The organism is Staphylococcus sp. Z5-21 (genome assembly GCF_056529615.1).
On the sequence record NZ_CP096462.1, the window covers coordinates 160,568 to 186,463 of the forward strand.

A 25,896-nucleotide genomic window follows, 5' to 3' on the forward strand; every position below is an offset into this window, starting at 1 on the left:
ATATAAAAAGTGCCAATTCGATTCTATAGGATATTGGCACTTTTTATTTAACATTTTTTATGAAAATATAAGACATACGTAATTCAGCGAACATTATTATTTGTAAAAAATGTACTTCAATATTAACAATTAGTATAATTACTGTATAATTAAATATTTTTAAAAAGATTGTAGGTAAAGATTATTGTCCTAATAAATTTATTTTAAAAATTACAGGAGGTATATTGTTATGAAAAGAACAATAGAACGTGTACTGACGTGGATTGGTATCGTCTTACAAATACTTGGTGTTGTACTAATGGCTGTTCTAATACCTATGATGGGTAACGGCGAGGTCAAAGAAGCATTCATTAGTCAAATGATGCAAGAAGATAGTAGTTTCACGTATGAAGACGGAAATACGATATTTAGCACTTTTAGTGGTCTTTTGACTACTGGTTTAGTCTTAGGTATTATACTATTAATCATAGCGCTTATAGCAGTATTTTTAATTAGCAAAAAGGCAAAAGTGGCAGGCGTTTTATTAATTATCGCTGGTGTGATTTCATTCTTAGGAAATTGGATAAATGCGGTTTTATGGCTTGTTGCAGGTATCATGTTGTTAGTGAGAAAGCCGAAAGAACCAATTTATGACAAAGAAGAAGATGACGATGTAAATCCATATATTAAAGATGGATCTCAAGTGAATGAGCGTAATAACTCATTTATTTTATCTGAAGAGCAAAAAGAAAATGAGCAAGAGACAATAAAGGATGCTTACTCACAATCTAAAGATGATAATAAAACGGATTTAGATAACTTAGATGATTTAGATGAAAGATCAAAAAAAGTGAAAGAAGATCCTTATAAGTATTAAATGATACTTTGTTAATTTGTATATCTAAATAGACTGGCTACTAAATGTAGCCTAGTCTATTTTATAATACATCGATTGCAAACTAATGTTTAAAGCAATTATGTATATAAACTTAGAAAAATTGTGATATATTTTAATAAAATGAGATTAAAAGTAGTTAAATATTAAAATGGGGTGAGAAAGATGATGATGGCATTAGGCATGCTATTGCCTGTTTTGGTGGTTGGTTTTATTACTATGTCCATATTGGAAGAAAGAAAAAGAAATCGTAATAAAAAGAAAGATAAATAATTGTTATCAGAGTGAAAAGCTTATGCAGCTTTTTGTGTATATAACGTAAGAACACATATAAGTAAAAATCGAATTTCCAAAGAAAGATTTCATAGTGCCTACGCAAAAAGGATGATTAGTCTGTAGGAATGGAAAAGTCGTTTTATAGCGTAGTACGATTTTAGGGTTAATTAGGCCGAGACATATAAAGATGTTTCGGTCTTTTTTCTTGTGAACTGAAAAATTATAGCAGTTTAAAAAATTAAGATATGGCATAAGGATGATGTTATTGAGATGCATAAAATGTTTAACGTGAAACATAATGATTTTAAATTAATGGTTAAAGTCAAACGATTAATATTCTGATATGATTAATAGTAATATAGGTTAAATAGCAAAGTTATAAAATGCAACTTCAATCATAAATAACTAAAGCGCAACAAAGGGGGATGCTTATGAGTGAAATGTTATATATACTACAGACTGTACTTTTACCTATTTTTATCATGATATTTTTAGGATACATACTGCAAAAGAAATTTACATTAGATTTAAATACATTGGCCAAACTTAATATCTATGTCTTTGTGCCGGGATTTATTTTTGTGAAATTTTACAAGACGCATTTTGCGTTAAGTTTATTGTTTTACATTATCATTTTCTTCGTAATCTATATGTTTGTACTATTTCTTATTGGTAAGTTATTGTCTATGTTCCGTAAAACGGATAAAGGGGAGACAACAACGCTTACAAACAGTCTGATGTTCTTTAATTCGGGCAACTACGGTGTCCCAGTAAATGATTTAGTTTTCAAAGGTGATCCATTAGCAATGTCTGTTCAAGTTATTGTGTTATCTTTGCAGAACATATTCACGTTTTCTTATGGTGTATTTGCGATTCAATCTTTACATATAGGAAAGTTAAAGGCACTTTTAGGTTATTTTAAAATGCCTGTGTTATATGCATTATTACTAGCAATTATATTAAATTACAATCATATACCTATTCCTGAATTTATTTGGACACCAGCGAATTATGTTGCCGATGCTATGATTGCGATTGCGTTATTAATGCTAGGTGCTCAAATATCTAATATCAAATTTAGTTTGAAGTGGTCCAAATCCTATGCGTATGTTTTTATAAGATTGATTATAGGGCCCTTGATTGCCCTTGTTATTATCAAAATCATGGGGATAGAGGGCATCATAGCTCAAACATTATTCATCGCATCAGCAATGCCAACGTCTGTAAATAGTTCAGTTATCGCACAAGAATATGATAATCATCCTGAATTAGCAGCAGAACTTGTCTTTTTATCTACTTTATTAAGTGCCATTACAGTTGTCATCGTGATATACATGTCTAAAATATTATTTTAATAGGAGCAGCTATATCATGATGTGCTTGCTCATGAAATTAAAAAAAGGTGAATATAAGTGATTAAATTATGATTTTAAGTCACTTATGTTCACCTTTGATTTTATTATATGATTCAAGTATTTAAAATTCTACTACTGTATATTGACGTAATGTCTTTTGAAAAGGTGGCTTGTCAGCTTCATCATTTTTAGATTTTTTATGCATTGCCTTATGCTCTTCAACATGAGAAGGTCTAGCAACCCAATTTTGAAAATCTTTTTTCTCATCCCATTTACTTACAACAACATATTCAACATCATCTGATTTAGATTTTGTCCACACTTCTGATGATTTTAAACCAGCCACATTATGCAACTCGGATTGTGTTTTCTTTACTTTATTATATAGTTGTTGTTCATTTTCCTTGTTAGTCGAAAAAGCAACTTCTGCTACAAACATTACAATCCCTCCTTATAAATTAAATACATATATTATTTTAGCACTAATAAATTTTTCGCTCTAATGAAAATTTCAAAATAAAATTCACAAAGTGTTAATAAACTTTTGACGAATTTGTTAATGTCTATCTTCAGATTTGAAACACAATATATAGTGTTTTATATTTAATGTATATACTATATATAGAAATGAGGGTTAATATGAACAAACTTGAAAAAAATTTAAAGCATCTCATTACGAAAGATCCAACTGTAGTTAATGAAAATGCTAATAAGGATAGTGCTACATTTTCGACTATGAGAGATTTAACAGCAGGTGTAGTGTCTAAGTCGTATGCTTTGGATTATTTATTACCTAAGCATGTCGCTCAAGCCCATGAAGCAGGAGACATTCATTTTCATGATTTAGACTATCATCCATTCCAACCACTCACGAATTGTTGTTTAATTGATGCAGAAAGTATGTTGTCACATGGCTTTCAAATAGGTAATGCGACCGTAACGTCACCGAAATCTATACAGACTGCATCAGCACAATTAGTACAAATTATTGCTAATGTGTCTAGTAGTCAATACGGCGGCTGTACAATAGATCGCGTTGATGAATTGTTGAGTAAATACGCAAAATTTAATGAAATGAAACATCGACAAATTGCAGAAAAATTTGTACATGAGTCAGTCATTGATACATATGTAGATGAGCGAGTAACGCAAGACATTGGGGATGCCATTGAGAGTCTCGAGTATGAAATCAATACGCTATACACTTCGAATGGGCAGACACCTTTTGTTACACTCGGCTTTGGATTAGGAACTGATCGATATAGCCGCAAGATTCAAGAAGCGATATTATCTACTAGAATTAAAGGGTTAGGTAAAGACCGAATTACTGCAATTTTTCCTAAATTAGTTTTTTCAATTAAAAGAGGTGTTAATTTAAATGAGTCAGATCCTAATTATGACATTAAGCAGCTCGCTTTAGAATGTTCAACTAAACGCATGTATCCAGATATATTAAACTATGATAAAACAGTGGAACTATTAGGAGATTTTAAAGCACCTATGGGTTGCCGATCATTTTTACCTGCATGGAAAGATAAAGACGGTCATTATGAGAATAATGGCCGCTGTAATCTAGGTGTGGTAACACTGAATGTACCAAGGATTGCTCTGGAATCAAAAGGTGACATGGAAGCTTTTTGGAAAATATTTCATCAGCGTATGGCCATAATGCACGATGCACTGGTTTATCGAATTGAACGTATTGCACAAGCTACGCCAGAGAATGCACCGATTTTATATCAAAACGGGGCATTTAAACACAGATTAAAAGAAACAGATGACATTATGACATTATTTAAAGGGCAACGTGCAACTTTGTCTATAGGATATATTGGGCTATATGAAGCGGCAACGGTATTTTATGGGCCTCATTGGGAACGTTTATCTAAAGCCAAAGCATTTACATTAGATATATTAAAATCCATGAAAGCATATCAGTTAAAATGGACAGAGCAATACGATATTTGGTTTAGTATCTATAGCACACCAAGTGAATCCTTAACGGATCGTTTTTGTCGACTAGATCGTGAACAATTTGGAGAAATAGCTGATATCACAGATAAAGGTTATTATCAAAATTCATTCCATTATGATGTTAGAAAAGATGTGACGCCTTTTGAGAAAATTGATTTTGAAAAAGATTATCCAGAATATGCGAGTGGTGGTTATATCCATTATTGCGAGTACCCGAAATTAAATCATAATTTAAAGGCATTAGAAGCGGTTTGGGATTATGCTTACGATAAAGTAAGTTATTTAGGCACAAATATCCCAATTGACCATTGCAGAAAATGTGGATTTGACGGAGATTTTAAAACAACTGCAAAAGGCTATCAGTGTCCGCAATGTGGCAATGATGATCCTAAGTCGGTAGATGTGGTTAAACGTACGTGTGGCTATTTAGGCAATCCTGTTCAACGCCCTACGATAGAAGGTCGCCATAAAGAAATGTGCGCGCGCGTTAAACATTTGAAAGATGCATCAGTATGAATATTTTAAAAATAAGACATGGGCAAGGCCATATCGCTAAAATAGAAGCACAAAGCTTTGTAGATGGTGAAGGTGTGCGTTGCAGTCTATATGTTTCAGGTTGCCCATTTGCCTGTGAAAATTGTTATAATAAAGTGGCTCAAAATTTTAAATACGGTGAGCCATTTCATGAAGACACATTAGAAGAAATTATGGCATACTGTGCGCCAAATTATATTTCAGGACTCAGTATCCTTGGTGGCGAACCTTTTTGTAATGTAGATATCACTTTGAAGTGTGCTCAAACTTTTAGAAAACGTTTTGGAAATACCAAATCATTATGGGTATGGACTGGTTTTTTATTTGAATATTTAGAGCGAGATTCAGCAGAAAGAAAGACATTGCTTGAGCTCATTGACGTCTTAGTAGATGGTCCATTTATTAATCATTTATATAGACCTAATTTACCGTATAAAGGCTCAATGAATCAACGCGTGATCGATGTTCAAGCATCATTGCAAAGGCGCAGGGTGTGTGAGTATATCAAAAGTTAATTATAATATACATGATTTGCTCAAAGGCATTAATGTAAGTTAGATGAAATAAGCGTGAATTGGTTGTAAAATAGATATCCAAACAAAACAATTATGAATCATCAAAATATAAGTCATCATAATGTAAAGGAGTAGATAATGTATGTGTACAGGATTTTCATTTTTATCAAAAAGTAAGCAGGCGATACTTGGTCGAACAATGGACTTTGTTTATCACTTAGAGGGTCAACCTGCAGTACAACCACGTCATTTCTATTGGGAATCGCGTGTCGAATATAAAGGTAAAACACAATATGGCTTCATTGGTGCAGGAAGTGACATGGAAGGATTCTTATTTGGTGATGGGTTAAATGAGCATGGTGTAGGTGTATCGATACAGTATTTTAGAGGCTATGCTTCATATGCGACAGAAGTGCGTAAAGGATATATGAATATCGCTCAAAATGAAGTGATTACATGGGTGCTTGGCTATAATAAAAATATTGATGACTTGATTGAAAATGGTAAGCAAGTAAATGTTGTCGCACACGTGCTTAATGATATTGCTGAAGTCCCACCATTACATTATCATATTACAGATGATACAGGTCGTTCAGTTGAACTTACTTTCCAGGATGGGAAAATTGTAATTAACGAGAATCCAATCGGTGTTTTGACAAATAATCCAGATTTAAATTGGCATTATGAGAATTTAAGAAATTATACAGCTGTCACACCGCATAAACCCGAAGCTAAAAATGTCATGGGCCAATCATTAGGCTCTTTAGGCAATGAAGGTGGTACTTATGGATTGCCTGGTGGTTATACGTCACCGGAACGATTCATTAAAACAGCTTATTTGAAAAATTATTTAATTGGAAGTGAAGATCCAGAATACGATGTGATGGATGCTTTTAAATTATTAGATAGTGTGAGTATACCTAAAGGCGCTGTCTTAGATGAAAACGGCGATATGCATTATACGTTATATCAAACGGTATTTAATTTAACAACTCGCACAATGTACCTCAAGTGGTATGACACAAATCAAATTACCGAATTACAATTAACAGAAGATTTGATTTTAAAAGAAGACATGACAATATTTGAACCAGTCCAAGGATTTGTAACAAATAAATTGAATCATACATCTTCATAAATATGAATAAAATGGTCTCGTGAATTAAATTTCATGATAGACAGAAGCGGTGCCGAGAACCTATTTCTAATTTAGGATTCTTGGCACCGTTTTATTTTTGAAAGTAATAGGTAGATGTGGGATTAAATAGTCAGATTTTGGAATGCAATCATTCAAGTTTTAGATGAAAAAATTGAACAACAATTTAAATAGGGTGTAACGTAAGTGCATTAAATATATTTGAAATATGTTATCTAAATCAAAACACCTAATGCATTTATTTTTAAGATTGTTATTTTCATCCTTCTTTATAAATCATGTAATTTCTCTTCAATTTCTGTTCTTTGATTTTCCATAAAATCGGGGAGGTTCAGTTTTTTACCTAAATCTTTAATCGCTGTATCTACTGTAAAACCAGGTGCTGCCGTTGCAAATTCAAACATAATGTTATTATGGCGATAGTAAAGGGATTTGAAAAAGTAGCGATCAATGATGCCACTATGATTTCCCGGGTTATGATTGATTGTATCTAACACAGCGTACAAATCTGAATCATTTGGCGTATTGACTGCAATATGATGCACATAACCTTGTCCAGGTCGAGCACGTGAACCTTGTTCTTCAACTAAGACAAAATCCGTATAGAGCCCATCAGAATCTAATGTCAATACAGTTTCATCTACATTTTCTCTTAACGAATAACGTAAGTCATTTTTTAAAAAATGAAGTGTTGGTTGAATGTCGCGTAAGCGCAGTTCCACTGGCCCCATACCTAAAATTTGATATGCTTCTGGAATATCTGTATAAGGATTTTTTCTCCAAGCGTTAGGTGTGTTGCGATGGTTATTTGCAAGTAATAATATTTCTAAACCATCCATATCTTTGAATAACAGCGCATGATGATTTAAATAAGTCATTTGTCTTGTTGTGATATGCTGTTCATTTAAACGACGTTCAAAGTAAGTCAATGCAGATTCATCGGGAACGAGTAGTGATACGCGATGTATACTGTTCGTACCTGGACGGTTTTTACCTAAATTTGGAATTTCGAAAAAGCTAAGCAATGTCCCTGGTGTACCGATTTCATCTCCATAAAATAAATGGTACATCGTTGGATTATCTTGATTTACAGATTTTTCAACTAGGCGTAGGCCTAATGTCTGTGTGTAAAAATTTTTATTGATTTGTGCACCTTTTGTATACATTGAAATATGATGATGTCCGATAATATTCATAAAAGAGACCTCCAAAAGCAATTTATATCATAATTGCTATAATCATTTCCTTTTAGAACAAAAATAAACTTAATAAGTATAAAAAATATACTAACTGAAAGTTTAATTAATGAAACCGTAAACGATCATATTTCAAAAAATCTTAATGACTTTAATTATAAAATTATTGTGTTAGATGATGATCCTACTGGTACACAGCCTGTTAAAGACCTACCTGTTTATACGGAATGGTCAGAGGCATTAATCGAAGATGGATTTAAGCAAGAAAATAATATGTTTTATATATTAACGAATTCAAGAGCGTTAAATGAAGTAGAAACAACCGAATTACATCAAGAGATTAGTCATCATATCGCAAGTGTTTCAAGAAAATTAGACCATCCCTATATCATTATAAGTAGAGGTGATTCGACATTAAGAGGACACTTTTATCTTGAACCTAAAGTGTTGAGTGAGGCTTCTAATGAAACATTTGATGCAGTGTTTTATTTACCAGCCTTTTTTGAAGGAAACCGTTATACCTATCAAGGCATACATTATCTTAAAGAAGAGGGACGCTACATACCAGTTTCAGAAAGTGAATTTGCAAATGACACGACTTTTGGGTTTGATTCTGAAACAATGGCAAGCTTTATCGAAGAAAAAAGCGACGGCGAAATTAATGCAAAAGATGTAAAACGCATTAGTTTAACTCAAATTCGTGAGCGTGACACACTAGGAATTGAAAACGTACTAAATGAAGTTTCTCATTTTGATGCAGTGGTCGTAGACGCATTAAATGATGAAGACATGAATTATTTTGCAACTTGTCTGACAGCATTTCTAAATAAAAATGAAAAAAGATTTATGTTTAGAACAGCAGCATCTTTTGTAAAAGCGATGTGTCAAACACCTGGAGAAATCATTAATTTAAAAAACTATAGCGATCAAAATCATGGCGGCTTAATTATTGTAGGTTCACATGTGAAAAAGACATCTGCACAATTGAATGATCTCATAGTAAATTCTAATATCAACGCTGTAGAATTTGATGTTAAAGCAGTCACGTCAAATCATTTGCAAAGTTATATAGATGATCAAATAGTTAAAGTATCTGAATTAATCCATTCTGGAAAAGATGTCGTTGTCTACACTTCTAGAGATGTTATTAAAACGGAAGACCTATCGAACAATTTAAGTATTTCAACAAATATTTCCAATGCATTGGTAGAAATTGTAAAAGGGTTGACCATAAAGCCTCAATTCATTATTGCAAAAGGTGGCATTACTTCAAGTGATGTAGCGACGAAAGGATTAGGTATCAAAAAAGCCCAAGTCATTGGACAAATAACACAAGGGGTTCCGGTTTGGTTAACTGGAGAAGAAGCAAAATATAACAAAATGCCATATGTTATTTTCCCAGGAAATATTGGTGAGGTCGATACGCTAACAGAAGTTTATAAAATGAATTCAAATGAGTTATAGAAAGTAGGGGAATTTATGTTGGGAGAAATTTGGCCATTAATTGCTGTGGTGATAGGTGTACTTATTTTGTTAATGCTGATCATGTGGTTTAAATTAAATACATTTATTGCACTCATTATTACATCTATGCTTACTGGTGTGCTAGGCAGTCTTTATAATTCACATGGTGTGCCAGTAGTGATATATAGTACTTTAACTGGCTTATCTGTAAAAACATTAAGCAGCACCATACAAGCTCATTTTTTAATAACAGCCATTTTAGTTGTTATAGGACGGGATACAGGTGATATTTGGACAAGTGCTACATTACCTTTATTTTTCTTAGCATGTCCGTTTTTACTTATTTCAGTGTTAATTGGTAAATACTGCAAACGCCACACATTAGATTATCATTTTGATAAATGGCTATATTTATTTATCGCATTTTTAGGATTGTTACTTATTTTTGCTCATTAAAAAATCTGCTTTCACATCATAGCGAAAGTAGGTTTTATTATATATTATTATACGTTTTTACCAGTATACGCATTGATTCTTTTATTTAATAAAACAAAGAATAATATAAAAGCAAGCGTAATCATAATATGACCCAACCCAGCAATGCCAGCGATAGCAGGACTTACATTAAAGTCTTTCATAGCCGCGATGCCATTTATAAATTGCATCGTAACCGTAATTAATACACCTAAATGGAAAATATAAAAGAAATAGTTAAATAATTGTCTGTTTGCGGTTAACTTTAATTGAAATTCGATAATCATAAATATTAAGAACATGATGGTACCTAATACTAATAAATGCGTATGTGTGGTGTTCAATTGTGAGTATCCGCTAAAGTTTTCTGCTTTTGACATTTCGCGGTAAAATAGCCCACTGAGTAGACCTAATAAAGTATAAAAAGCAGAACTGTACATTAATTTTTTCATAAATGTGTACCTCCAATTTGTTAATAATTACAATATAAAGTTAATTTATGAATACAATATGAACAATTTAGAAAAAAGACATAACAAAGGTCATATTTATCTAATATCATTTCATTTTGCTTATATACATTACAGAGTTCTTTGTATTAAGGATTGAGTACCTATTAAAGAAACAAAAGCGAGATGGGACAATCATTTCAAATGGTTTGTTCCGTCTCGCTTATGTTAATTAAAGTTGAATATTAAAAGTGCTATTATTTATTTTTGTTGCGCAAGGAGTAGGTGGTATATCGTGTCTAAAATAGGTGTATTTAAATGATGTTTTCTTGCTTTATAGAATAGATAGCCTTGAATACCATCAATTTCTAATGATCTGCCATCAACTATATCATAGTACATGCTTGTGCCCATTTCAGCAGGGTAGCCATCATAAATATTAAGTATTGTATTTACAATGTTTGGTTCAAAGTGTACGTGTTCAGCTTTGGCGATGTTAATGCCTTCTAAGAGTAATTGTTCACAGAGTTTTTTTATCCCTGGTACTTCTAATACTGATGCAGTAGAACGAGTTAAGGCTGTAACACTATTAATTGCTAAGTTTACGAGTAACTTGTACCAAATAGCTTTATCGATATCAGTGGTAAGTTCAATATTAAGAGAAGAATTGGATATACATTGATGCAATGCTTGCGTATGTGCATTTTGGTCTAATATTAATTTGTGATCACGATAATGTGTGATGGTATTCCCTGTTTTTTGGCCACTAATATATACGACAGCTTGATATACATAAGGATGATCAAATTTGTGTAATTGGCCGTGTCCATTTTGTGCGAGGATAATTATCGTATTTTTATGTAATAAATGTTGATACGATGTTAAAACGGGATCCAGTTGGGGGATTTTGACAGCGATAAATAAGATGTCTACAGTTTCATGATATTCATTAAGTGCGCGTACATCTAGTTGATACGTAGGGTGAAGATCATTGTTTGAATGATACCGAAGCGTTTCATTGCGGCGACCAAGTAATTGTACATTTAATGAGGCGTCTCTTAAATCAAATGCAATGGTACTTCCTACTGCACCAGGACCTATAATTGCGACATTGTTCATATTATTTTATTTCCTTTTCTAAAAAGATTGGTTAATATATGGATAACAATGTAAATATATCAAAATGTGGAGTTGATTTTAAATGAAAACTTTAAATCAGTTACAAGATTTAAAAGTGAATAAAGAAAAAATTTCAATGGTGACAGCATATGATTATCCAAGTGCGAAGCAAGTCGAAGCGGCTGATATAGACATCATTTTAGTTGGTGATTCATTAGGAATGACGGTACTAGGTTATGATAGTACAGTTCAGGTTACAGTAGCAGATATGATCCATCATACAAAAGCAGTTAGAAGAGGTGCACCTAATACATATGTGATCGTGGATGTACCTTTCGGGGCAGTAGGTGTCAATGATCAATATGATTTAGAAATAGCGGTAAAACTATATAAAGAAACAGATGCCAATGGAATCAAAGCAGAAGGTGCACATTTAACTCAATATATAAAAAATTGTAGCAATATGGGTATTCCAGTTGTGTCTCATTTGGGATTAACACCACAAAGTGTTGGTATTATGGGATATAAAATGCAAGCTGGTAATAAAGAAGCTGCACGACAACTTATTGAAGATGCCTATGCTGTGCAACAAGCGGGCGCTGTGATGTTAGTTCTTGAAGCAGTCCCAAGCGATTTAGCAGCAGAAATATCAGATAAACTAGATATTCCTGTTATCGGTATTGGAGCAGGAAAAGAAACAGACGGACAAGTATTGGTTTATCATGATTTATTAAATTATGCTGTAGAACATAGAGCGAAATTTGTTAAACAATTTGGTGATTTCTCAGTGGGCATTGATGCATTAAAGCAATATAACAATGAGGTGAAAGCGGAACAATTTCCTGGTGAGGCCCATACCTATAAAAAGCAAATTATGAATGAGGTTACAGAATGACACAGTTAATTACAACAATAGAAGAAATGAGAAGTATTATAGCAAACCTTCATAATCAGCGTCGTTCAGTTGGGTTTATTCCTACCATGGGTGCATTGCATGACGGACATTTAAAGATGATGTCATTATCAGCGAAAGAAAATGATGTGACGATTATTAGTATATTTGTCAATCCATTACAGTTTGGTCCGAACGAAGATTTAGATTCTTACCCACGTGATATTGTAGGTGATACTGCAAAAGCTGAATCTGTAGGCGTGGATTATATCTTTCATCCAACAGTTAAAGAAATGTATCCAGAATTACCGACAATTGAATTAAAAGCAGGCCGACTTGCATCCGTTTTGGAAGGTGCTGAACGTCCAGGACATTTTGATGGTGTGGTAACGGTTGTTAATAAATTATTTAATATTGTACGTCCGCATAAAGCATATTTTGGGAAAAAAGATGCACAGCAGTTGGCAATAGTAGAAAAAATGGTAGAGGACTTCAATCATCCAATTGAAATCAAAGGTGTAGATATTGTTAGAGAGGATGATGGATTAGCGAAAAGCTCGCGTAATATCTATCTTACTAAAAATGAACGTATAGAAGCGGTGCACCTGTATAAAAGTTTATGTCTAGCACAATCGCTTTATAAAAATGGAGAGCATAATAGCGAAAAAATTATCAAAGCGACACGGGACTACTTAACAGAACACACAAGTGGAACGATAGAAACAGTTGCAATATATAGTTATCCAGAACTTGTCGAGCAAACACAAATCAAAGACAGCATTTTTATTTCACTCGCTGTCAAATTTAGTAAAGCGCGCTTAATTGATAATATTATTATAGAAGGATAATAACGCTATTTAATCTTGAATAAATATAAATGGTATGATTTATAGTATTGCAATATAGATTTTACATTTATGGATGGTTGTTTTATCATTAATATGGAAGATCCTTATCAAGGAAAATACTTTTATGATAATCATACGTAGTATAGGGTATAGATAAATTATACGTAAAATAGTTACTATATGAATATACATCGCTATTAATTATTATAAATGACTTATTGAAAAGTAAATACGAAAGGTGGAAAAAAGGTGAGTGAAAAGAATTCTAAAGACGTTATTTTAATTGGTGCTGGTGTTTTAAGTACGACATTTGGGACATTATTAAAAGAACTTGCACCAGATTGGAATATTAAACTTTTTGAAAGACTCGACAAACCTGCAATTGAAAGTTCTAATGAACGCCATAATGCAGGTACTGGACATGCTGCACTATGTGAATTAAATTACACGGTAGAGCAAAAAGATGGTTCAATTGATGTTGAAAAAGCGAAAGAAATTAATGAACAATTCGAGATTTCAAAACAATTTTGGTCTCATTTAGTGAAAAGTAAACAAATTCAAAATCCGCAAGCCTTTATTAGACCATTACCTCATATTAGCTTTGTTCAAGGTGATAAAAACGTAAACTTTTTAAAAAGACGTTTTGAAGCATTATCTCCTTTATCAATGTTTAAAGGTATCGAATATACAGAAGATCATGAAAAATTAAAAGAGTGGATGCCACTAATGATGGAAGGTCGCGATCCAAATGAAACCGTAGCGGCTAGTAAAATTGATGAAGGTACGGATGTTAACTTCGGTGAATTGACTAGAAAAATGGCTAAAAATTTAAGTGAACATGACAATGCAGAACTTTTCTATCGTCATGAAGTACAAGATTTTAGTCGTCGTAAAGATGGTAAATGGGAAGTTAAAATTAAAGACCTTAAAACGAAAAAAGTAGAACATCATATTACAGACTACTTATTTATTGGAGCTGGCGGTGCAGCGATTCCATTATTACAAAAAACAGGTATACCAGAAAGTAAACATTTAGGCGGTTTCCCAATCACGGGAGAATTCTTAGTATGTAATAATCCTGAAGTTGTAGCTAAGCACGAAGTTAAAGCTTATGGTAAAGAACCTGAAGGTACACCACCAATGACTGTACCTCACTTAGATAGACGTTATATTCAAGATGAAAATTCATTACTATTTGGACCATTCGCAGCAATTGGACCAAAATTCCTGAAAAATGGTTCAAACTTAGATTTATTCAAATCTATCAATCCAAGTAATGTTATAACGATGTTATCAGCTGCAGCGAAGAACTTCCCATTAATTAAATATTCAATCCAAGAAGTGTTAGCTAAAAAAGAAGACCGTATGAAAGAATTACGTCGCTTTGTTCCAGATGCTAAAGATGAGGATTGGGATATTATGCAAGCAGGTAAACGTGTTCAGGTTATAAAAGATACTAAGGAACACGGCAGAGGCTTTATCCAATTTGGTACAGAAGTAGTTAATTCAAAAGATCACTCTGTGATTGCTTTATTAGGTGAATCTCCTGGTGCGTCTACATCAGTGTCAGTTGCTTTAGAAGTTATTGAGAAAAACTTCCCAGAACAACTTAAACAATGGGAGCCTAAACTAAAAGAAATCATTCCATCTTATGGTCAATCATTAATTGAGGACTATGCTTTATTGAAACAAATACGTCAAGCGAGTAATGCTGAATTAGAATTAAATCATAAATAGTCAAAAATATACCCCTTGGTGCGCTGTGGCATCAAGGGGATTTTTTGTGGTCTGAAGTAAAGATTTATAAATGAACACATGGTCTAATAGTCAATATAGAAAAATCTCCCTACATAGTATTAAAGTATGTAGGGGGAGATTGTAGCTGAATTTAATTTTTATAATGCTTATGCAAATAAGTTTCAAATGTATCTGGTTTTCCTCCAGTAAGTTTTTCAAAATCGTTGCTACTTTGATCTAGTAATCTCATTTCTCCGGCTTTATACATGGAGGCAAGTAAAGGACCGAATCCTTTAGGTTCATCATACATTTTTCCAAATTTTTCAAGTGTCACTGGGTCATAGGATATATTTGAATTTGCAACTTCTGATAAAATTTGCGCTAATGCTTCCATAGAATAGGTATATCCAGATAGTAAATAACGTTTACCTAATAAGTTTTGATTTTTTACAATTTCAATAATACCTTATTAATGAAAATAAGGATAATAATGATAACGATATCTCTGTGGTAAATAAAGATAATAATCACGTTGAAAAAAATAGTGAAATATCAAAAATACAAATTAGTGAAAATAATATTATTAGAAATAATGTAGAAGACAAAAAATTCGATGAAGCAGTTTTAAAGGATGAAAAACAAGATAAACAACAAGATGAAAAACTTAAGCCAAATGAAAATAATAATCGAAAGTTTACAGAGATAAAAACGGAAGATGTTGGTCATTTTAATGGAACTATAAACGATAAAAAAATGGGGAATGATGCGGTTCAGGAAGGTGCCATTCAAACAAGAACGAAAGAGAATCTAAATAACCAATCTCAAACCAATAATCACATTAAAACCAAAGTAACTGTGAAACGAGCAACGACTGATTTTGAAAATATAAAAACAGTAAATAAAAGTGAAACTCCTAATAAAAATATAATTGGAACATCAAGAGCTTATAAAAAATTAACTGATAAAGATATTATAAAATTAAGAAAGCTACTTGCTAAACATGATTTGTATCACCCTGTAGTAACAAAAAGTGTAAGAGAAATGACAGAAGATAGTTCATTAGAAGCATTGGATTATTCTGACAACTATACATTTCAAACGTTAATTTTTCAGCCAGAACCATTAACTACGAAGGAAGTGTTAGACAGTAAAACAATACCTTTCCAAATACATAGTTATTTAACAGGAGCAAATTCAGGAGATGTTTATAAGATTAATTTACAATTAGATCCCATTATTGCAAACCATGTTAAGAAAATAACTGTAAACCCATCCGGTCGTAGTTCATCAGTGGAATTAGTAAGACTGGCAAATAAAGAGGGTAAGGCAACAAATATTTGGCAAGTTAACTTTATTAGAGCTAGTGGTGGCCTTTTTGGTGGAGCGGAAATATTGAGTCAGTACACAGCTGAAAACGGAAAAATAGAATTGGACGATACCGTACGGAACATATTAGAAAAAATGGAAGACCATAGTGATAAGTTAAATTACTTAATATATGTAAAAGATTCACAAGAAAACAAAAAGATTAAAACTTCTGAAACTAGCGGCTATTTCCTAACGCCATCTGAAACTTTAATTAATAGTATTGTCTCATCAAATTCTGATGCCGCGAATAGTGCATTTAAAGGAAGTAGTGGTGCTATCCAATTTGATTCCGATATTGGTGAATTTGGTGGTATTACGGTAGACCAACAAATATTAAAAAATGGAACTTTTAATTGTGGTGGCCCTCTAATAGATTCAGGATTAAATAAACAATGGAGATATCACTACCAAATTGATTCGAAACTTGTTCCATATATTGGTTCAATTGAATTACATAGTTATGACTTTTATGGAGTGAGTGGTTTCGATAAAACCTATTACCCTAAAAATAAAGTCGCTGATTTGGCAATAGATAAAGATGGTAGAGGGTCAATTACAAGTAGTAATTTAAATGATTTAATTGTGTTTCATAATGCATTACCGGAAACAGTGGGCATTAGATTGGTTATCAAATATAATCAAAGTCCAAATAATACATTAACAAGAAATGCTGAATATGACGAAAATGGTAATTTAATTAGCAATACTACAAAAGTAAAAGAAGACTTTGCATTCTATGGGTATCTGACAGATAAGAATGGTGGGATGATTAAAAATACATTCGGATCATCTACTTATTATATTCAAGATTTAGATATAGACGGTTTGACAGATAACTTTGAATTTCATAAATCACACACGGATCCCTTTAATCAAGATACGGATGGTGACCGTAAAAATGATGGTGACAAAGTATTACGTTATGGGCTTCTCCATTAGTAGGAAAACCTATAGCCGATGATATAACTACAGAAGATACTACAGTAATTGGTAAAGTAAATTTAGATTTTTTAGCGCCTCAACAAAAAGTGAAAATACTAGATGAAAACGGCTCATTAATAAGTATAGATACTTTAAATGAGGATGGTACATTCAGTATGCAAGTTCCGAAATTAAAACCAGGGACTTATACAATAGCTATCGAATCTCCAAATTATACTAATGATGAAGTTAACACTTTCAAAGTTATAGATATAAAAGAAATACTTAAACCTAGCATAAATCCTGTGAATGATCAAAGTAAGGAAATTGAAATTAATGGTGTTGAGGGCTCAACAATCATTATTAAAGATGAAAATAATGTTATTGTTGGTCAGACGATATTAAATAATGGACAAACTACAAGTATTATTAATTTAAAAAAACCATTAAAAGCAGGAACTATTTTAACAGCAATAGCAGAAAAAAATGGCATTAATAGTAATGTTTCGAATTCTGTCATAGTTGAAGATGTGACGTCGCCATTAGCGCCAACAATGAAAGATTTCACAAGTAATGATACCCAAATTACAGGAGAATCTGAACCAAATTCAACAGTTGAAATTACGTTCCCGGACGGCCAAAAAGTGACAACGACTACCGATAATCAAGGTCGCTACGTTGTAGATATTCCAACAGGAGCGCTAAACAATGGAGGAGAAGTTAGCGCCAAAGCGACAGATAAAGCCGGCAACGAATCACCAAAAACAACGAAAGATGTCGCTGATGAAAACGGTGCCAGAAGCACCAAAAGTTGATAATGTCACAAATAACGATATTCAAATTATAGGTAAAACAGAGCCTCATGCAAGCGTGACAATTCAATTCCCTAATAAACAAATTATTACTGGAAAAGCAGATGAACAAGGTGATTTTTCTATAGGCATACCAAGTGAAATTAAGTTATTAGGTAATGAAATTCTTATTATCAATATTACAGATAAAGCAGGTAATATATCTAATAGAACAAGTGTTTCAAGTTATCAATGAGTATATAACATTCTTTAATAATGAAAGAATTACATTAAAAATGGCTAATCTCGTATAAACCGAGATTAACCGATAATTTAATTATTTATTTGTCTACTTGACGGGGTGCAATTCAATTTATGTCCCAAGCTCTTTTTTTATGTTTTATGTAGAAGTACTTTCGAAATAGTTTTCTCCGAGTATAGATTTGGCACTAAAGCGTGAAGGATCTATATGCTCTTTGACAAATTGGGGAACTTCATCTTCCTTAATATCGTACATTGTTTCTATTTCTTTGGAAAATAATCTATGTTGTTCTTTTAAATACAATTCTAGGTTTGGTAGTGGTTTTGTCATCATTTTTGTTGTAGTATCAAGTGTTTTTAATGTTTCGATATAAACATTTAATGCTCTAGAACCAACAATTTTGGTTCCTTTGTTGTCATTATTTATAATAACAATCATCGGGAATCCGCGAACACCTAATTGACGCACTAAATTGAAGTCTTCTGTTAGTAGTCTGTGGCCTTTCTGACTATTAGCTAAATCGAAAATATGTTTTATATCCATATCATGATTATCCTTATATAAAGTATGAACAATATCTTTTAATACGGTTTGATTTGAAATATTTTTATTGAAAACAAATACAGATTCCCTAACAAGACGGATATATTCTATTGCTTTTGAAGGAGAATCTAACTGCTGAATGGCTTTGTATATACGAGATGCTGGAAATGAAGATTGAATGGGATCTGTTTCCATAATTGTACCATCAATCGGCATACGTGAGTATTGACCGACTTCTTGCCAATGTGGTGTAACATCTGCAGGTTTATAAATACCGTTAGCGGGGTCTATGGTCCGTCTCCCCATGCTTCTAGTAATCCACCCATGACCATTTGAAAATTAAATAAATGACCGTACTGTACTGTACTAATAATTTATTTAATATAGGTTCAAATGCCCAACAATGTGAGCACATTGGATCTGTTACATAGTATAAAGTTAGCTTAGGTGTATCGAAATTAAAATCAATAGTTTCTATTGTGTTGTCATCACTAGATGTACAAATGCCAGAATAGATATCGCATACCATATTTTGTTTCATGTTCCTAACCTCCAAAGTTTAATTAAAAAGTATATAGCTTTATAATAGTGATAAATGTATATCATAAGTACCAACAAAATGTGTATTATGTTGGATATTCAATATACGGACACGAATGTTGGAGGAAAATGAGGGAGCCGAATGGTAGAATCAAAATCAGACTTACGAGTTATTAAAACTAGAAAATCTATTATGCAAGCATTCATAAAGCTTTCAGATGAAAAAGATTTTAAAAATATAACGGTAAAAGACATTGCGCAAGAAGCATTAATTAATAGAGCAACATTTTATTATCACTTTAGTGATATTTATGATCTATTGGACAAAGTTTTAGCTGAAGAACTTTTGATTAACTTAAATTATGAAGATTTTAAAGATAATAAGTTGAATGAAGAAACAATTGCCAGTATTTTTAAAGCTATTGCAGAATTTCAATTATCATTAAATAGAAGATATCATAGGAGTTATCCTGAAACAATAGGTAGTATCATTCAAGAGCATACCGAGAGAATGTTGTATAAATTATTAGCAGATGTTCCTTTTGAAGATGATAGTATTCGTCAGCTTTCAGCGAGTATGTTAAGCGCAAGTATTTATAGAGCTTCTGAAAAGTGGTGTCATGGATTTAGTGATGTTCCAGCTGAGACATATATTCAAAGTGTCACACCTTATATTATTTCTGGATTGGTATCTCGTAAATAAAATGAAATGAGGTGTTTGTTATGGGGATTATTATTATCATATTGGAAATTATTTTAGGTATCTTTTTTATAATGACAGGCTTGAAAATATTATCTGGTGCTATGAAACAGGAATTTGCAAAATTAGGTTATCCACCAATTTTTAATAAAATTACAGGGCTGTTTGAACTTATAGGTGGTATAGCAATGCTTGTTGGTATTTTTTATATACCATTGGCTATATTTGCGAGTATTTTATTAGCTTCAACTATGTTGGCAGGTGCAGGTTCACTTGTATTCCTTGGGAAAGACTCTATTAAAAAAGCACTGCCAGCCATCGTATTATTTGTTTTGAATTTGATTATATTGATTTATCTATTGATAGTTTAAAAACTTTGGCACCTGGGACATAAGGCATTGTCTTAGGCAACTTTTTTGAATAGTCAGTTGATGATTTATAGGAAAATTAAAATATCAATTTTATGGTATTAGTGTTAGTTATTTAAGTATTCATATCAATCTAATTGGAAAATAGCCTGAGACATCTATTTATGTCTCAGGCTATTTTGAACTATCTATTCATCATTGCCAAACTATATCTACGAAAATTTTATACAATCCCTTGTATTCTTAATACGATTTCCGCAACTAAGGCAGAACCAATATATGTACTTATTAAAATGACAATACCCACAACAACTGTTTTCCACCCTAACTTTGCGAAATCTGCCCAAGAGTTACCAATTGAAACACCTGCATAAGCAACGACAGGTGTTGCGAGTGATAATAAGTCTACTTTTTCAGTCCATTCAACTATATGTGCTGCACCTGGTACACCTGGAATAGTTAATAACAAGCCAATAATGCCTATGTAGGCAATACTAGGGATATTAAAAGGCACGATGTCACGGAGTATTAATCCTAGTAATGCGATGGCTATGAGTGAAAGAATGCCTGGTAAAGCGTTTAATGGCATAATGCTATAGCCTATCCAGTTACTTAATAAAGAAATAATACCGACAACACATAAAGTAAGTATCCAATTCATCACTTTTGATGACATTCTAATCACTCCTGTTCCTTAGTAAATTTATTTTTGATGTTCATGATTAAACTATAATATTTTCTAGTTAAAGGTAGTGCAATCAACATGCCGACATATAAACCAGTCACGGACGTGAGTAAATTACTTACACCAGAAAAAGCTGTGATTGTGCTTGTCTGATCTGGATACATTTCTACCAGAGGACCAAGTGCGGCGGCAGTCATTACACCACTTCCCACACCTGTTGCCATAGCATAAGCAATGGGACTTAAAGGTAGAATTGAAATGATGATGCCAGAAAATATACTGAAAAAGATAGCGCCGAAAATAGTACCAAATATGTACATGGACATAACGCCTCGCCATTCAGGAGAGGCAATGCCGAATTTTTCAGTGATTAATGCTAAATTAGGTTCTCTCCCTATAGAGTGGGTCATACCGATAGATTCACGACGAAGTCCAAGTAAAATCGCCAAAGGTAAAGAAAATACAATGGTTCCTAAATTACCAATTTCTTGAAGTATCAAAGCTGGACCAGCAGCAATAATTTTGGGTAAAGCAGGTCCGGCTTCTACACCAAATTTTGCTATAAGTAAAGCTACAGAAATGAACACCATAGGTTCAGAATTTTTAGCTTGTTTGTGCTTAATCAATGGCGTGAAATAAACAGCTAAACCTAATAGTACAGCATACACTACGGGTAATAAGAGGATTGATGTCATGCCCAAAGGTATTTTATGTGCACCGATGACTTCGGAAATAATGACTATGACCAAAACGATGCTATGTAATCTCCAATCTTTCCATAAGTTGTTTTGTTGTTCCAAATCAATCACCCCTACAATAATCTGAATATAAAGAAAATTCTAAATATTAATAGCATCTATTGTATACTTACTATTCGAAAATTAAAAGGGGGTAGAAGTGATTCATATATTTTTGGAATTTAATATATGTAAAGTGAAAGCTTAGGCGTATAATGGAATCATTATAGTTAGAAAGTGGTGGTGAAAGTGCAACACGCATACCGACAACTCATATTAGGGATGGTTTGTTTATTTATAGTGATGGCGATTGGACGTTTTGCATATACACCTATAATGCCATTTATGCAACAAACAGGTCATATGGATAATCAAAGTGCTGGTTTATTGGCAACAATCAACTATTTAGGTTATTTAATAGGTGCTATCATACCTATGTGGTTAGTTATAGTGAACAAAGTTACAGATTTGAAAATTTATTTATTTATAAATATCATTTCAACCTTAATGATGGGGTTATTGGACGATTTTACAGTTTGGACCATATTACGCCTCATTTCTGGGATAACAAGTGGTACTGTTTTTGTCTTAGCATCAAATGTAGCCCTTGAGGCGTTAAGAGTAGCTAAGAAAGATGGTATTTCAGGTTTGTTGTACAGTGGTGTAGGTTTAGGAATTTTTACAAGTAGTATATTTATTTTCATCTATACTAGTGCTGACACGTGGAAGATGACTTGGATTGTACTTAGTCTTTTTTCATTAATTATGGGAAGTTTTGTATTATTTGGAATGCGTGAAAATCCAATCACTGAAAATGAAGATTCCAATTCATCAAATAACACAAATAATGTAGCGGTTAAGTTGAAGAAAAAATTTATTTGGGGATTTTCAATAGCATATTTTTGTGAAGGTGCAGGATATATTATAACGGGTACTTTCTTAGTAGCCATCGTTAAATCTATACCCGAATTAGCCGATTATGCAGCTTTAAGTTGGATGTTTGTAGGTTTGGGTGCAATTCCGTCAACGATTTTGTGGTCGATGATGGCTAACAAGCTAGGGCATGCGAAAGCAATATATTTGGCGTTTATCCTACAAATTATTGCTGTGGTATTGCCAGTATTTTCAGGAAGTATGATGAGTTTGGTGATTAGTTCGCTATTTTTTGGAGCAACATTCCTTGGCTTGACGACATTATTCATGTCTAAAGCACAAACGCTGATGTTTGAAAGTGCTAGTAAAATTAATTTAGTCGCTTCATTAACTGTCATATATAGTTTAGGACAAATGATTGCACCTGCTTTTTCAGGTGTATTAATTGGCGAGTCAGGTAATTATAATGCAGCATTAATATTTGCAGCAGTTATACTGTGTATCGGCTTATTAAGTAGTTTTTATAGCTATAGAGTAACAGATTAACTTTTGTGCAAAGTGTTTTTGTATAGCATATCATAATATCAAAGCAAGAATGATTTATATCTATAAAAGGCTTCTGAAGATATATGTGTGTAGTCTTTTTTATTGGTTATCATCTTTTTGTGTAAGTTGACATTTTGTGGTAATATCGTCATGAATAAAAATTCGAGATAATAATAGATAAGAAGGTTTAATTATATATGAAAGAAAATTTTTGGCGTGAATTACCGCGTCCATTTTTTGTATTAGCGCCGATGGAAGACGTTACTGATGTGGTCTTCCGTCATGTGGTTAGTGAAGCGGGCAGACCAGATGTATTTTTTACTGAGTTTACGAATACAGAAAGTTATTGCCATCCTGAAGGTGTCCATAGCGTGCGTGGGCGTTTAACATTTACCGAAGATGAACAGCCTATTGTTGCTCACATTTGGGGAGATAAACCAGATCATTTTAGAGAAATGAGTATCGGTATGGCAGAGATGGGATTTAAAGGTATCGATTTGAATATGGGTTGCCCTGTGCCAAATGTTGCGACAAAAGGAAAAGGTTCGGGTTTAATTCAACGTCCTGAAATAGCTGCAGAAATTATTCAAGCAGCTAAAGCGGGCGGTATACCAGTAAGTGTGAAAACGCGTCTTGGTTATTCTGAAATTGATGAATGGCGAGACTGGTTGAGACATGTATTTGAACAGGATATTGCAAATTTGTCGATTCATCTACGTACACGTAGAGAAATGAGTAAGGTAGATGCGCACTGGGAATTGATTGGTGAAATTAAAAAGCTTCGTGATGAAATTGCACCAGACACGTTGTTAACAATTAACGGAGATATTCCAGATAGAAAGACAGGACTTGAACTTGCAGAAAAATATGGCATTGATGGCGTAATGATTGGCCGTGGGATTTTTCATAATCCATATGCCTTTGAAAAAGAGCCGAGAGAACATACGAGTGAAGAGTTACTTGGACTATTGAGATTACATCTTGATTTGTTCGATCAATATACTGAAAATGAACCACGTCAGTTTAAGCCATTACGTAGGTTCTTTAAAATATATGTGCGAGGCATCCGAGGTGCAAGTGAATTAAGACATCAATTGATGAGTACGAATACGACAGATGATGCTCGGAAATTACTTGATGAATTTGAAGCACAAACGGAACAAGTCAAATAAAATATCAAAAATAAAAGCTAGCTCTGAAATCATAAGGATTCTGAGTTAGCTTTTTATTATGGTAATGAGGGTCTGAGGCATAGATAGTTGTCTCGGACTCTGTTTGAAATTAGGTAGTAGGTGACAGAATTGAAAATATAAAGTCTCACTTATTTAAAGAGACTATTTTCTATTTTTAGAGAAACGCGTCGTTCTTATATATGACCTTTAGATTAGGGTAACCCTTTATCCCAGCCAACATTGCAGGGATGTAACTAACAAATCTCTATTAGAAAATTTGATTTCTGTTCTATTCTCTTATTTTTGTTTTATAGTAAGCGCGATGATAAAGGCAATGATCATAAATGCTGTAATCATCAATACAACACCAGGCCATTGAATAGCGCCATAAAAAATCCCTGCTAAAGTACCACCGACAGATGACCCCATGTAATAGAAAAGTAAATATAAACTAGATGCCTGTGCTTTATGATCTTCGGCACGACTTGTAACAACTGCACTTGCAATTGCATGACCACTGAAAAACGCATAAACACTAAATGCTAAACCTAGTATTTTAAAGGGTAATGGCGGTAGAAGTGTGATCCAAATACCGAAAATGAGCAGCAATATACTAAATTTCAAAGCATTTAAAGTCCCAAGTTGTGCTCTTAATTTTGCATTAAGTATAGATGAAATCATACCGATTAAAAATAATAAATAAACAAAGCTAATCACACTATCATGTAAATGATAGGGTTCATCCGCTAATACAAAACCGATATAGTTAAAGGCTGCAATGTTACAACCTAAAAGCAAAAAACCTATCATAAATGGTTTTAATAATCTAATATTCTTCAAATGTTTACTGTAACTCACTAATAATGCTTTGACAGAAAAGCGTTGTTTTTCGAAATGGTTAGATGCAGGTAATAGAAATGTAAAAAGAATTGCAGCAATCACACTAATGATACCTATTGAAATTAGACCTGTTTGATAACCATAAATACTAGAAATAAAACCAGTGAATATCCTCCCAAAAGCACCACCAAAAGCATTACCGCTAATATAAATTCCCATAGCTTCAGGTAAATTATGTGAAGAAATTTCTTCGCCAATATAAGCCATTGCTATGGAAGGGAGCCCTGCTAAACAGATACCTTGTATCAAGCGCACGATTAGAAAAGTATTAAAATCTAAAATAAAAGGTTGCACCAATGCTAAAAGTGACACAGATATAACAGAAAATATCATAATCGGTTTGCGACCTAAAACTTCTGATAGTGCACCGAAGAACAGCATTGCAATCGCTAAGGTGATTGTTGCTGCAGACAGCGCTAAACTAGCAACGGTTTCGCTTACATTAAAAGCATTTGTAAAATGTGGAATAAGTGGCTGCACACTATAAAGAATTGAAAATATAGTGAATCCTGAAATGAACAGGGCAACAATGATTTTTATATAAGCCTGTGATCCTTTTTTGACATAGTTGTTTTTTAAATCGTCCAATGTTAAAACCCCGCTTATGATCTGATGTATTTATGTTAG

The 25,896-nt window shown here is 33.0% G+C and carries 26 protein-coding genes and 1 pseudogene; 17 read left to right on the plus strand and 10 right to left on the minus strand.

The features are described 5' to 3' along the window. The first annotated feature begins 229 nt into the window (after positions 1 to 229). Together M1D64_RS00705 and M1D64_RS00710 are read left to right on the plus strand one after the other, a co-directional pair. Positions 230 to 856 carry a DUF4064 domain-containing protein gene (locus M1D64_RS00705; protein ID WP_048787496.1) on the plus strand — a complete coding sequence of 209 codons (627 nt, stop codon included), beginning with the start codon at positions 230 to 232 and terminating at the stop codon, positions 854 to 856. A 725-nt stretch (positions 857 to 1,581) separates the two neighbouring features. Then, the gene (locus M1D64_RS00710; protein WP_011302140.1) at positions 1,582 to 2,505 is read left to right on the plus strand and encodes an AEC family transporter; all 924 of its coding nucleotides are present in this window, start codon (positions 1,582 to 1,584) and stop codon (positions 2,503 to 2,505) included. 121 nt (positions 2,506 to 2,626) lie between these two features. Here M1D64_RS00710 and M1D64_RS00715 read toward each other — a convergent pair whose 3' ends face one another. Next, entirely contained in the window at positions 2,627 to 2,944 is a 318-nt protein-coding gene (locus tag M1D64_RS00715; protein WP_002482089.1) for an antibiotic biosynthesis monooxygenase family protein, read from the minus strand. Positions 2,945 to 3,144: 200 nt separating this feature from the next. On the opposite strand from M1D64_RS00715, the gene nrdD reads away from it, so the two are divergent. The 3 genes from nrdD to M1D64_RS00730 all read left to right on the plus strand — a co-directional run bounded on the left by nrdD (position 3,145) and on the right by M1D64_RS00730 (position 6,666). Further along, entirely contained in the window at positions 3,145 to 4,995 is a 1,851-nt protein-coding gene (nrdD, locus tag M1D64_RS00720) for an anaerobic ribonucleoside-triphosphate reductase (RefSeq protein WP_041079887.1), read from the plus strand. Continuing rightward, complete coding sequence (nrdG, locus tag M1D64_RS00725; RefSeq protein ID WP_002482091.1) at positions 4,992 to 5,528, plus strand: anaerobic ribonucleoside-triphosphate reductase activating protein; 537 nt, start codon at positions 4,992 to 4,994, stop codon at positions 5,526 to 5,528. Before nrdD ends, nrdG begins: the two co-directional genes overlap by 4 nt. Before the next feature lie 142 nt (positions 5,529 to 5,670). Next, a complete protein-coding gene (locus tag M1D64_RS00730) occupies positions 5,671 to 6,666 on the plus strand; it encodes a choloylglycine hydrolase family protein (RefSeq protein ID WP_037537469.1) in 996 nt (331 codons plus the stop codon). A 287-nt stretch (positions 6,667 to 6,953) separates the two neighbouring features. Here M1D64_RS00730 and M1D64_RS00735 read toward each other — a convergent pair whose 3' ends face one another. Then, positions 6,954 to 7,880, minus strand: coding sequence for a VOC family protein (locus M1D64_RS00735; RefSeq protein ID WP_069826112.1), 927 nt, complete (start codon positions 7,878 to 7,880; stop codon positions 6,954 to 6,956). Between the two features lie 168 nt (positions 7,881 to 8,048). On the opposite strand from M1D64_RS00735, the gene M1D64_RS00740 reads away from it, so the two are divergent. Further along, complete coding sequence (locus M1D64_RS00740; RefSeq protein WP_241686159.1) at positions 8,049 to 9,344, plus strand: four-carbon acid sugar kinase family protein; 1,296 nt, start codon at positions 8,049 to 8,051, stop codon at positions 9,342 to 9,344. Between the two features lie 15 nt (positions 9,345 to 9,359). After that, positions 9,360 to 9,488, plus strand: a pseudogene (locus M1D64_RS00745) (GntT/GntP/DsdX family permease); the annotation flags it as partial. 359 nt (positions 9,489 to 9,847) lie between these two features. On the opposite strand, the gene M1D64_RS00750 reads toward M1D64_RS00745, so the two are convergent. Beyond that, a complete protein-coding gene (locus M1D64_RS00750; RefSeq protein ID WP_069838077.1) occupies positions 9,848 to 10,270 on the minus strand; it encodes a DUF2871 domain-containing protein in 423 nt (140 codons plus the stop codon). A gap of 258 nt (positions 10,271 to 10,528) precedes the next feature. Continuing rightward, complete coding sequence (locus M1D64_RS00755; RefSeq protein ID WP_002482100.1) at positions 10,529 to 11,386, minus strand: oxidoreductase; 858 nt, start codon at positions 11,384 to 11,386, stop codon at positions 10,529 to 10,531. An 82-nt stretch (positions 11,387 to 11,468) separates the two neighbouring features. Here M1D64_RS00755 and panB point away from each other — a divergent pair, with 82 nt between their 5' ends. From panB to mqo, 3 genes are all read left to right on the plus strand, one after another. Next, a complete protein-coding gene (gene panB, locus M1D64_RS00760; RefSeq protein ID WP_041079891.1) occupies positions 11,469 to 12,281 on the plus strand; it encodes a 3-methyl-2-oxobutanoate hydroxymethyltransferase in 813 nt (270 codons plus the stop codon). Further along, a complete protein-coding gene (panC, locus tag M1D64_RS00765; protein ID WP_002482102.1) occupies positions 12,278 to 13,126 on the plus strand; it encodes a pantoate--beta-alanine ligase in 849 nt (282 codons plus the stop codon). Before panB ends, panC begins: the two co-directional genes overlap by 4 nt. A 249-nt stretch (positions 13,127 to 13,375) precedes the next feature. Next, entirely contained in the window at positions 13,376 to 14,863 is a 1,488-nt protein-coding gene (mqo, locus tag M1D64_RS00770; protein ID WP_002482103.1) for a malate dehydrogenase (quinone), read from the plus strand. 151 nt (positions 14,864 to 15,014) lie between these two features. Here the strand turns inward: mqo and M1D64_RS00775 are convergent, their stop codons facing one another. Continuing rightward, positions 15,015 to 15,257: a Rossmann-fold NAD(P)-binding domain-containing protein gene (locus M1D64_RS00775; protein ID WP_052463673.1), complete on the minus strand. Its 243-nt coding sequence runs from the start codon at positions 15,255 to 15,257 to the stop codon at positions 15,015 to 15,017. 113 nt (positions 15,258 to 15,370) lie between these two features. On the opposite strand from M1D64_RS00775, the gene M1D64_RS00780 reads away from it, so the two are divergent. From M1D64_RS00780 to M1D64_RS00790, 3 genes are all read left to right on the plus strand, one after another. Next, complete coding sequence (locus M1D64_RS00780) at positions 15,371 to 17,170, plus strand: DUF4012 domain-containing protein (protein WP_235304915.1); 1,800 nt, start codon at positions 15,371 to 15,373, stop codon at positions 17,168 to 17,170. A gap of 89 nt (positions 17,171 to 17,259) precedes the next feature. Beyond that, entirely contained in the window at positions 17,260 to 17,967 is a 708-nt protein-coding gene (locus M1D64_RS00785) for an Ig-like domain-containing protein (protein ID WP_129334970.1), read from the plus strand. Next, complete coding sequence (locus M1D64_RS00790; protein ID WP_180373870.1) at positions 17,927 to 18,199, plus strand: Ig-like domain-containing protein; 273 nt, start codon at positions 17,927 to 17,929, stop codon at positions 18,197 to 18,199. Before M1D64_RS00785 ends, M1D64_RS00790 begins: the two co-directional genes overlap by 41 nt. Before the next feature lie 144 nt (positions 18,200 to 18,343). Here M1D64_RS00790 and M1D64_RS00795 read toward each other — a convergent pair whose 3' ends face one another. Together M1D64_RS00795 and M1D64_RS00800 are read right to left on the minus strand one after the other, a co-directional pair. Continuing rightward, a complete protein-coding gene (locus M1D64_RS00795) occupies positions 18,344 to 19,054 on the minus strand; it encodes a DsbA family oxidoreductase (protein WP_052463674.1) in 711 nt (236 codons plus the stop codon). 4 nt (positions 19,055 to 19,058) lie between these two features. Beyond that, positions 19,059 to 19,289 carry a DsbA family protein gene (locus M1D64_RS00800; protein WP_052463675.1) on the minus strand — a complete coding sequence of 77 codons (231 nt, stop codon included), beginning with the start codon at positions 19,287 to 19,289 and terminating at the stop codon, positions 19,059 to 19,061. A 141-nt stretch (positions 19,290 to 19,430) separates the two neighbouring features. On the opposite strand from M1D64_RS00800, the gene M1D64_RS00805 reads away from it, so the two are divergent. Next, on the plus strand, positions 19,431 to 19,991 hold the full coding sequence (locus M1D64_RS00805) for a TetR/AcrR family transcriptional regulator (protein ID WP_041079894.1): 561 nt from the start codon (positions 19,431 to 19,433) through the stop codon (positions 19,989 to 19,991). Between the two features lie 20 nt (positions 19,992 to 20,011). Next, the gene (locus M1D64_RS00810; RefSeq protein WP_037537479.1) at positions 20,012 to 20,359 is read left to right on the plus strand and encodes a DoxX family protein; all 348 of its coding nucleotides are present in this window, start codon (positions 20,012 to 20,014) and stop codon (positions 20,357 to 20,359) included. A gap of 220 nt (positions 20,360 to 20,579) precedes the next feature. Here M1D64_RS00810 and M1D64_RS00815 read toward each other — a convergent pair whose 3' ends face one another. Further along, positions 20,580 to 21,032, minus strand: coding sequence for a hypothetical protein (locus M1D64_RS00815; protein WP_037537480.1), 453 nt, complete (start codon positions 21,030 to 21,032; stop codon positions 20,580 to 20,582). Positions 21,033 to 21,037: 5 nt separating this feature from the next. Continuing rightward, positions 21,038 to 21,841 carry a DUF3100 domain-containing protein gene (locus M1D64_RS00820; protein ID WP_037537482.1) on the minus strand — a complete coding sequence of 268 codons (804 nt, stop codon included), beginning with the start codon at positions 21,839 to 21,841 and terminating at the stop codon, positions 21,038 to 21,040. 219 nt (positions 21,842 to 22,060) lie between these two features. Here M1D64_RS00820 and M1D64_RS00825 point away from each other — a divergent pair, with 219 nt between their 5' ends. Both M1D64_RS00825 and M1D64_RS00830 read left to right on the plus strand, forming a co-directional pair. Further along, positions 22,061 to 23,197, plus strand: coding sequence for a YbfB/YjiJ family MFS transporter (locus tag M1D64_RS00825; RefSeq protein ID WP_048787506.1), 1,137 nt, complete (start codon positions 22,061 to 22,063; stop codon positions 23,195 to 23,197). A gap of 197 nt (positions 23,198 to 23,394) precedes the next feature. Then, a complete protein-coding gene (locus tag M1D64_RS00830; RefSeq protein ID WP_002482113.1) occupies positions 23,395 to 24,369 on the plus strand; it encodes a tRNA dihydrouridine synthase in 975 nt (324 codons plus the stop codon). A gap of 297 nt (positions 24,370 to 24,666) precedes the next feature. Here M1D64_RS00830 and M1D64_RS00835 read toward each other — a convergent pair whose 3' ends face one another. Then, positions 24,667 to 25,875, minus strand: coding sequence for an MFS transporter (locus tag M1D64_RS00835; RefSeq protein WP_074381770.1), 1,209 nt, complete (start codon positions 25,873 to 25,875; stop codon positions 24,667 to 24,669). Positions 25,876 to 25,896 lie beyond the last annotated feature (21 nt).

Bases quoted from the DNA above. Each gene is read 5' to 3' on its own strand.
- M1D64_RS00705 (WP_048787496.1), top strand. From the start codon at position 230: ATGAAAAGAACAATAGAACGTGTACTGACGTGGATTGGTATCGTCTTA.
- M1D64_RS00710 (WP_011302140.1), top strand. From the start codon at position 1,582: ATGAGTGAAATGTTATATATACTACAGACTGTACTTTTACCTATTTTT.
- M1D64_RS00715 (WP_002482089.1), bottom strand. From the start codon at position 2,944: ATGTTTGTAGCAGAAGTTGCTTTTTCGACTAACAAGGAAAATGAACAA.
- nrdD (WP_041079887.1), top strand. From the start codon at position 3,145: ATGAACAAACTTGAAAAAAATTTAAAGCATCTCATTACGAAAGATCCA.
- nrdG (WP_002482091.1), top strand. From the start codon at position 4,992: ATGAATATTTTAAAAATAAGACATGGGCAAGGCCATATCGCTAAAATA.
- M1D64_RS00730 (WP_037537469.1), top strand. From the start codon at position 5,671: ATGTGTACAGGATTTTCATTTTTATCAAAAAGTAAGCAGGCGATACTT.
- M1D64_RS00735 (WP_069826112.1), bottom strand. From the start codon at position 7,880: ATGAATATTATCGGACATCATCATATTTCAATGTATACAAAAGGTGCA.
- M1D64_RS00750 (WP_069838077.1), bottom strand. From the start codon at position 10,270: ATGAAAAAATTAATGTACAGTTCTGCTTTTTATACTTTATTAGGTCTA.
- M1D64_RS00755 (WP_002482100.1), bottom strand. From the start codon at position 11,386: ATGAACAATGTCGCAATTATAGGTCCTGGTGCAGTAGGAAGTACCATT.
- panB (WP_041079891.1), top strand. From the start codon at position 11,469: ATGAAAACTTTAAATCAGTTACAAGATTTAAAAGTGAATAAAGAAAAA.
- panC (WP_002482102.1), top strand. From the start codon at position 12,278: ATGACACAGTTAATTACAACAATAGAAGAAATGAGAAGTATTATAGCA.
- M1D64_RS00775 (WP_052463673.1), bottom strand. From the start codon at position 15,257: ATGGAAGCATTAGCGCAAATTTTATCAGAAGTTGCAAATTCAAATATA.
- M1D64_RS00790 (WP_180373870.1), top strand. From the start codon at position 17,927: ATGTCGCTGATGAAAACGGTGCCAGAAGCACCAAAAGTTGATAATGTC.
- M1D64_RS00795 (WP_052463674.1), bottom strand. From the start codon at position 19,054: ATGGGGAGACGGACCATAGACCCCGCTAACGGTATTTATAAACCTGCA.
- M1D64_RS00800 (WP_052463675.1), bottom strand. From the start codon at position 19,289: ATGAAACAAAATATGGTATGCGATATCTATTCTGGCATTTGTACATCT.
- M1D64_RS00805 (WP_041079894.1), top strand. From the start codon at position 19,431: ATGGTAGAATCAAAATCAGACTTACGAGTTATTAAAACTAGAAAATCT.
- M1D64_RS00810 (WP_037537479.1), top strand. From the start codon at position 20,012: ATGGGGATTATTATTATCATATTGGAAATTATTTTAGGTATCTTTTTT.
- M1D64_RS00815 (WP_037537480.1), bottom strand. From the start codon at position 21,032: ATGTCATCAAAAGTGATGAATTGGATACTTACTTTATGTGTTGTCGGT.
- M1D64_RS00825 (WP_048787506.1), top strand. From the start codon at position 22,061: ATGGTTTGTTTATTTATAGTGATGGCGATTGGACGTTTTGCATATACA.
- M1D64_RS00830 (WP_002482113.1), top strand. From the start codon at position 23,395: ATGAAAGAAAATTTTTGGCGTGAATTACCGCGTCCATTTTTTGTATTA.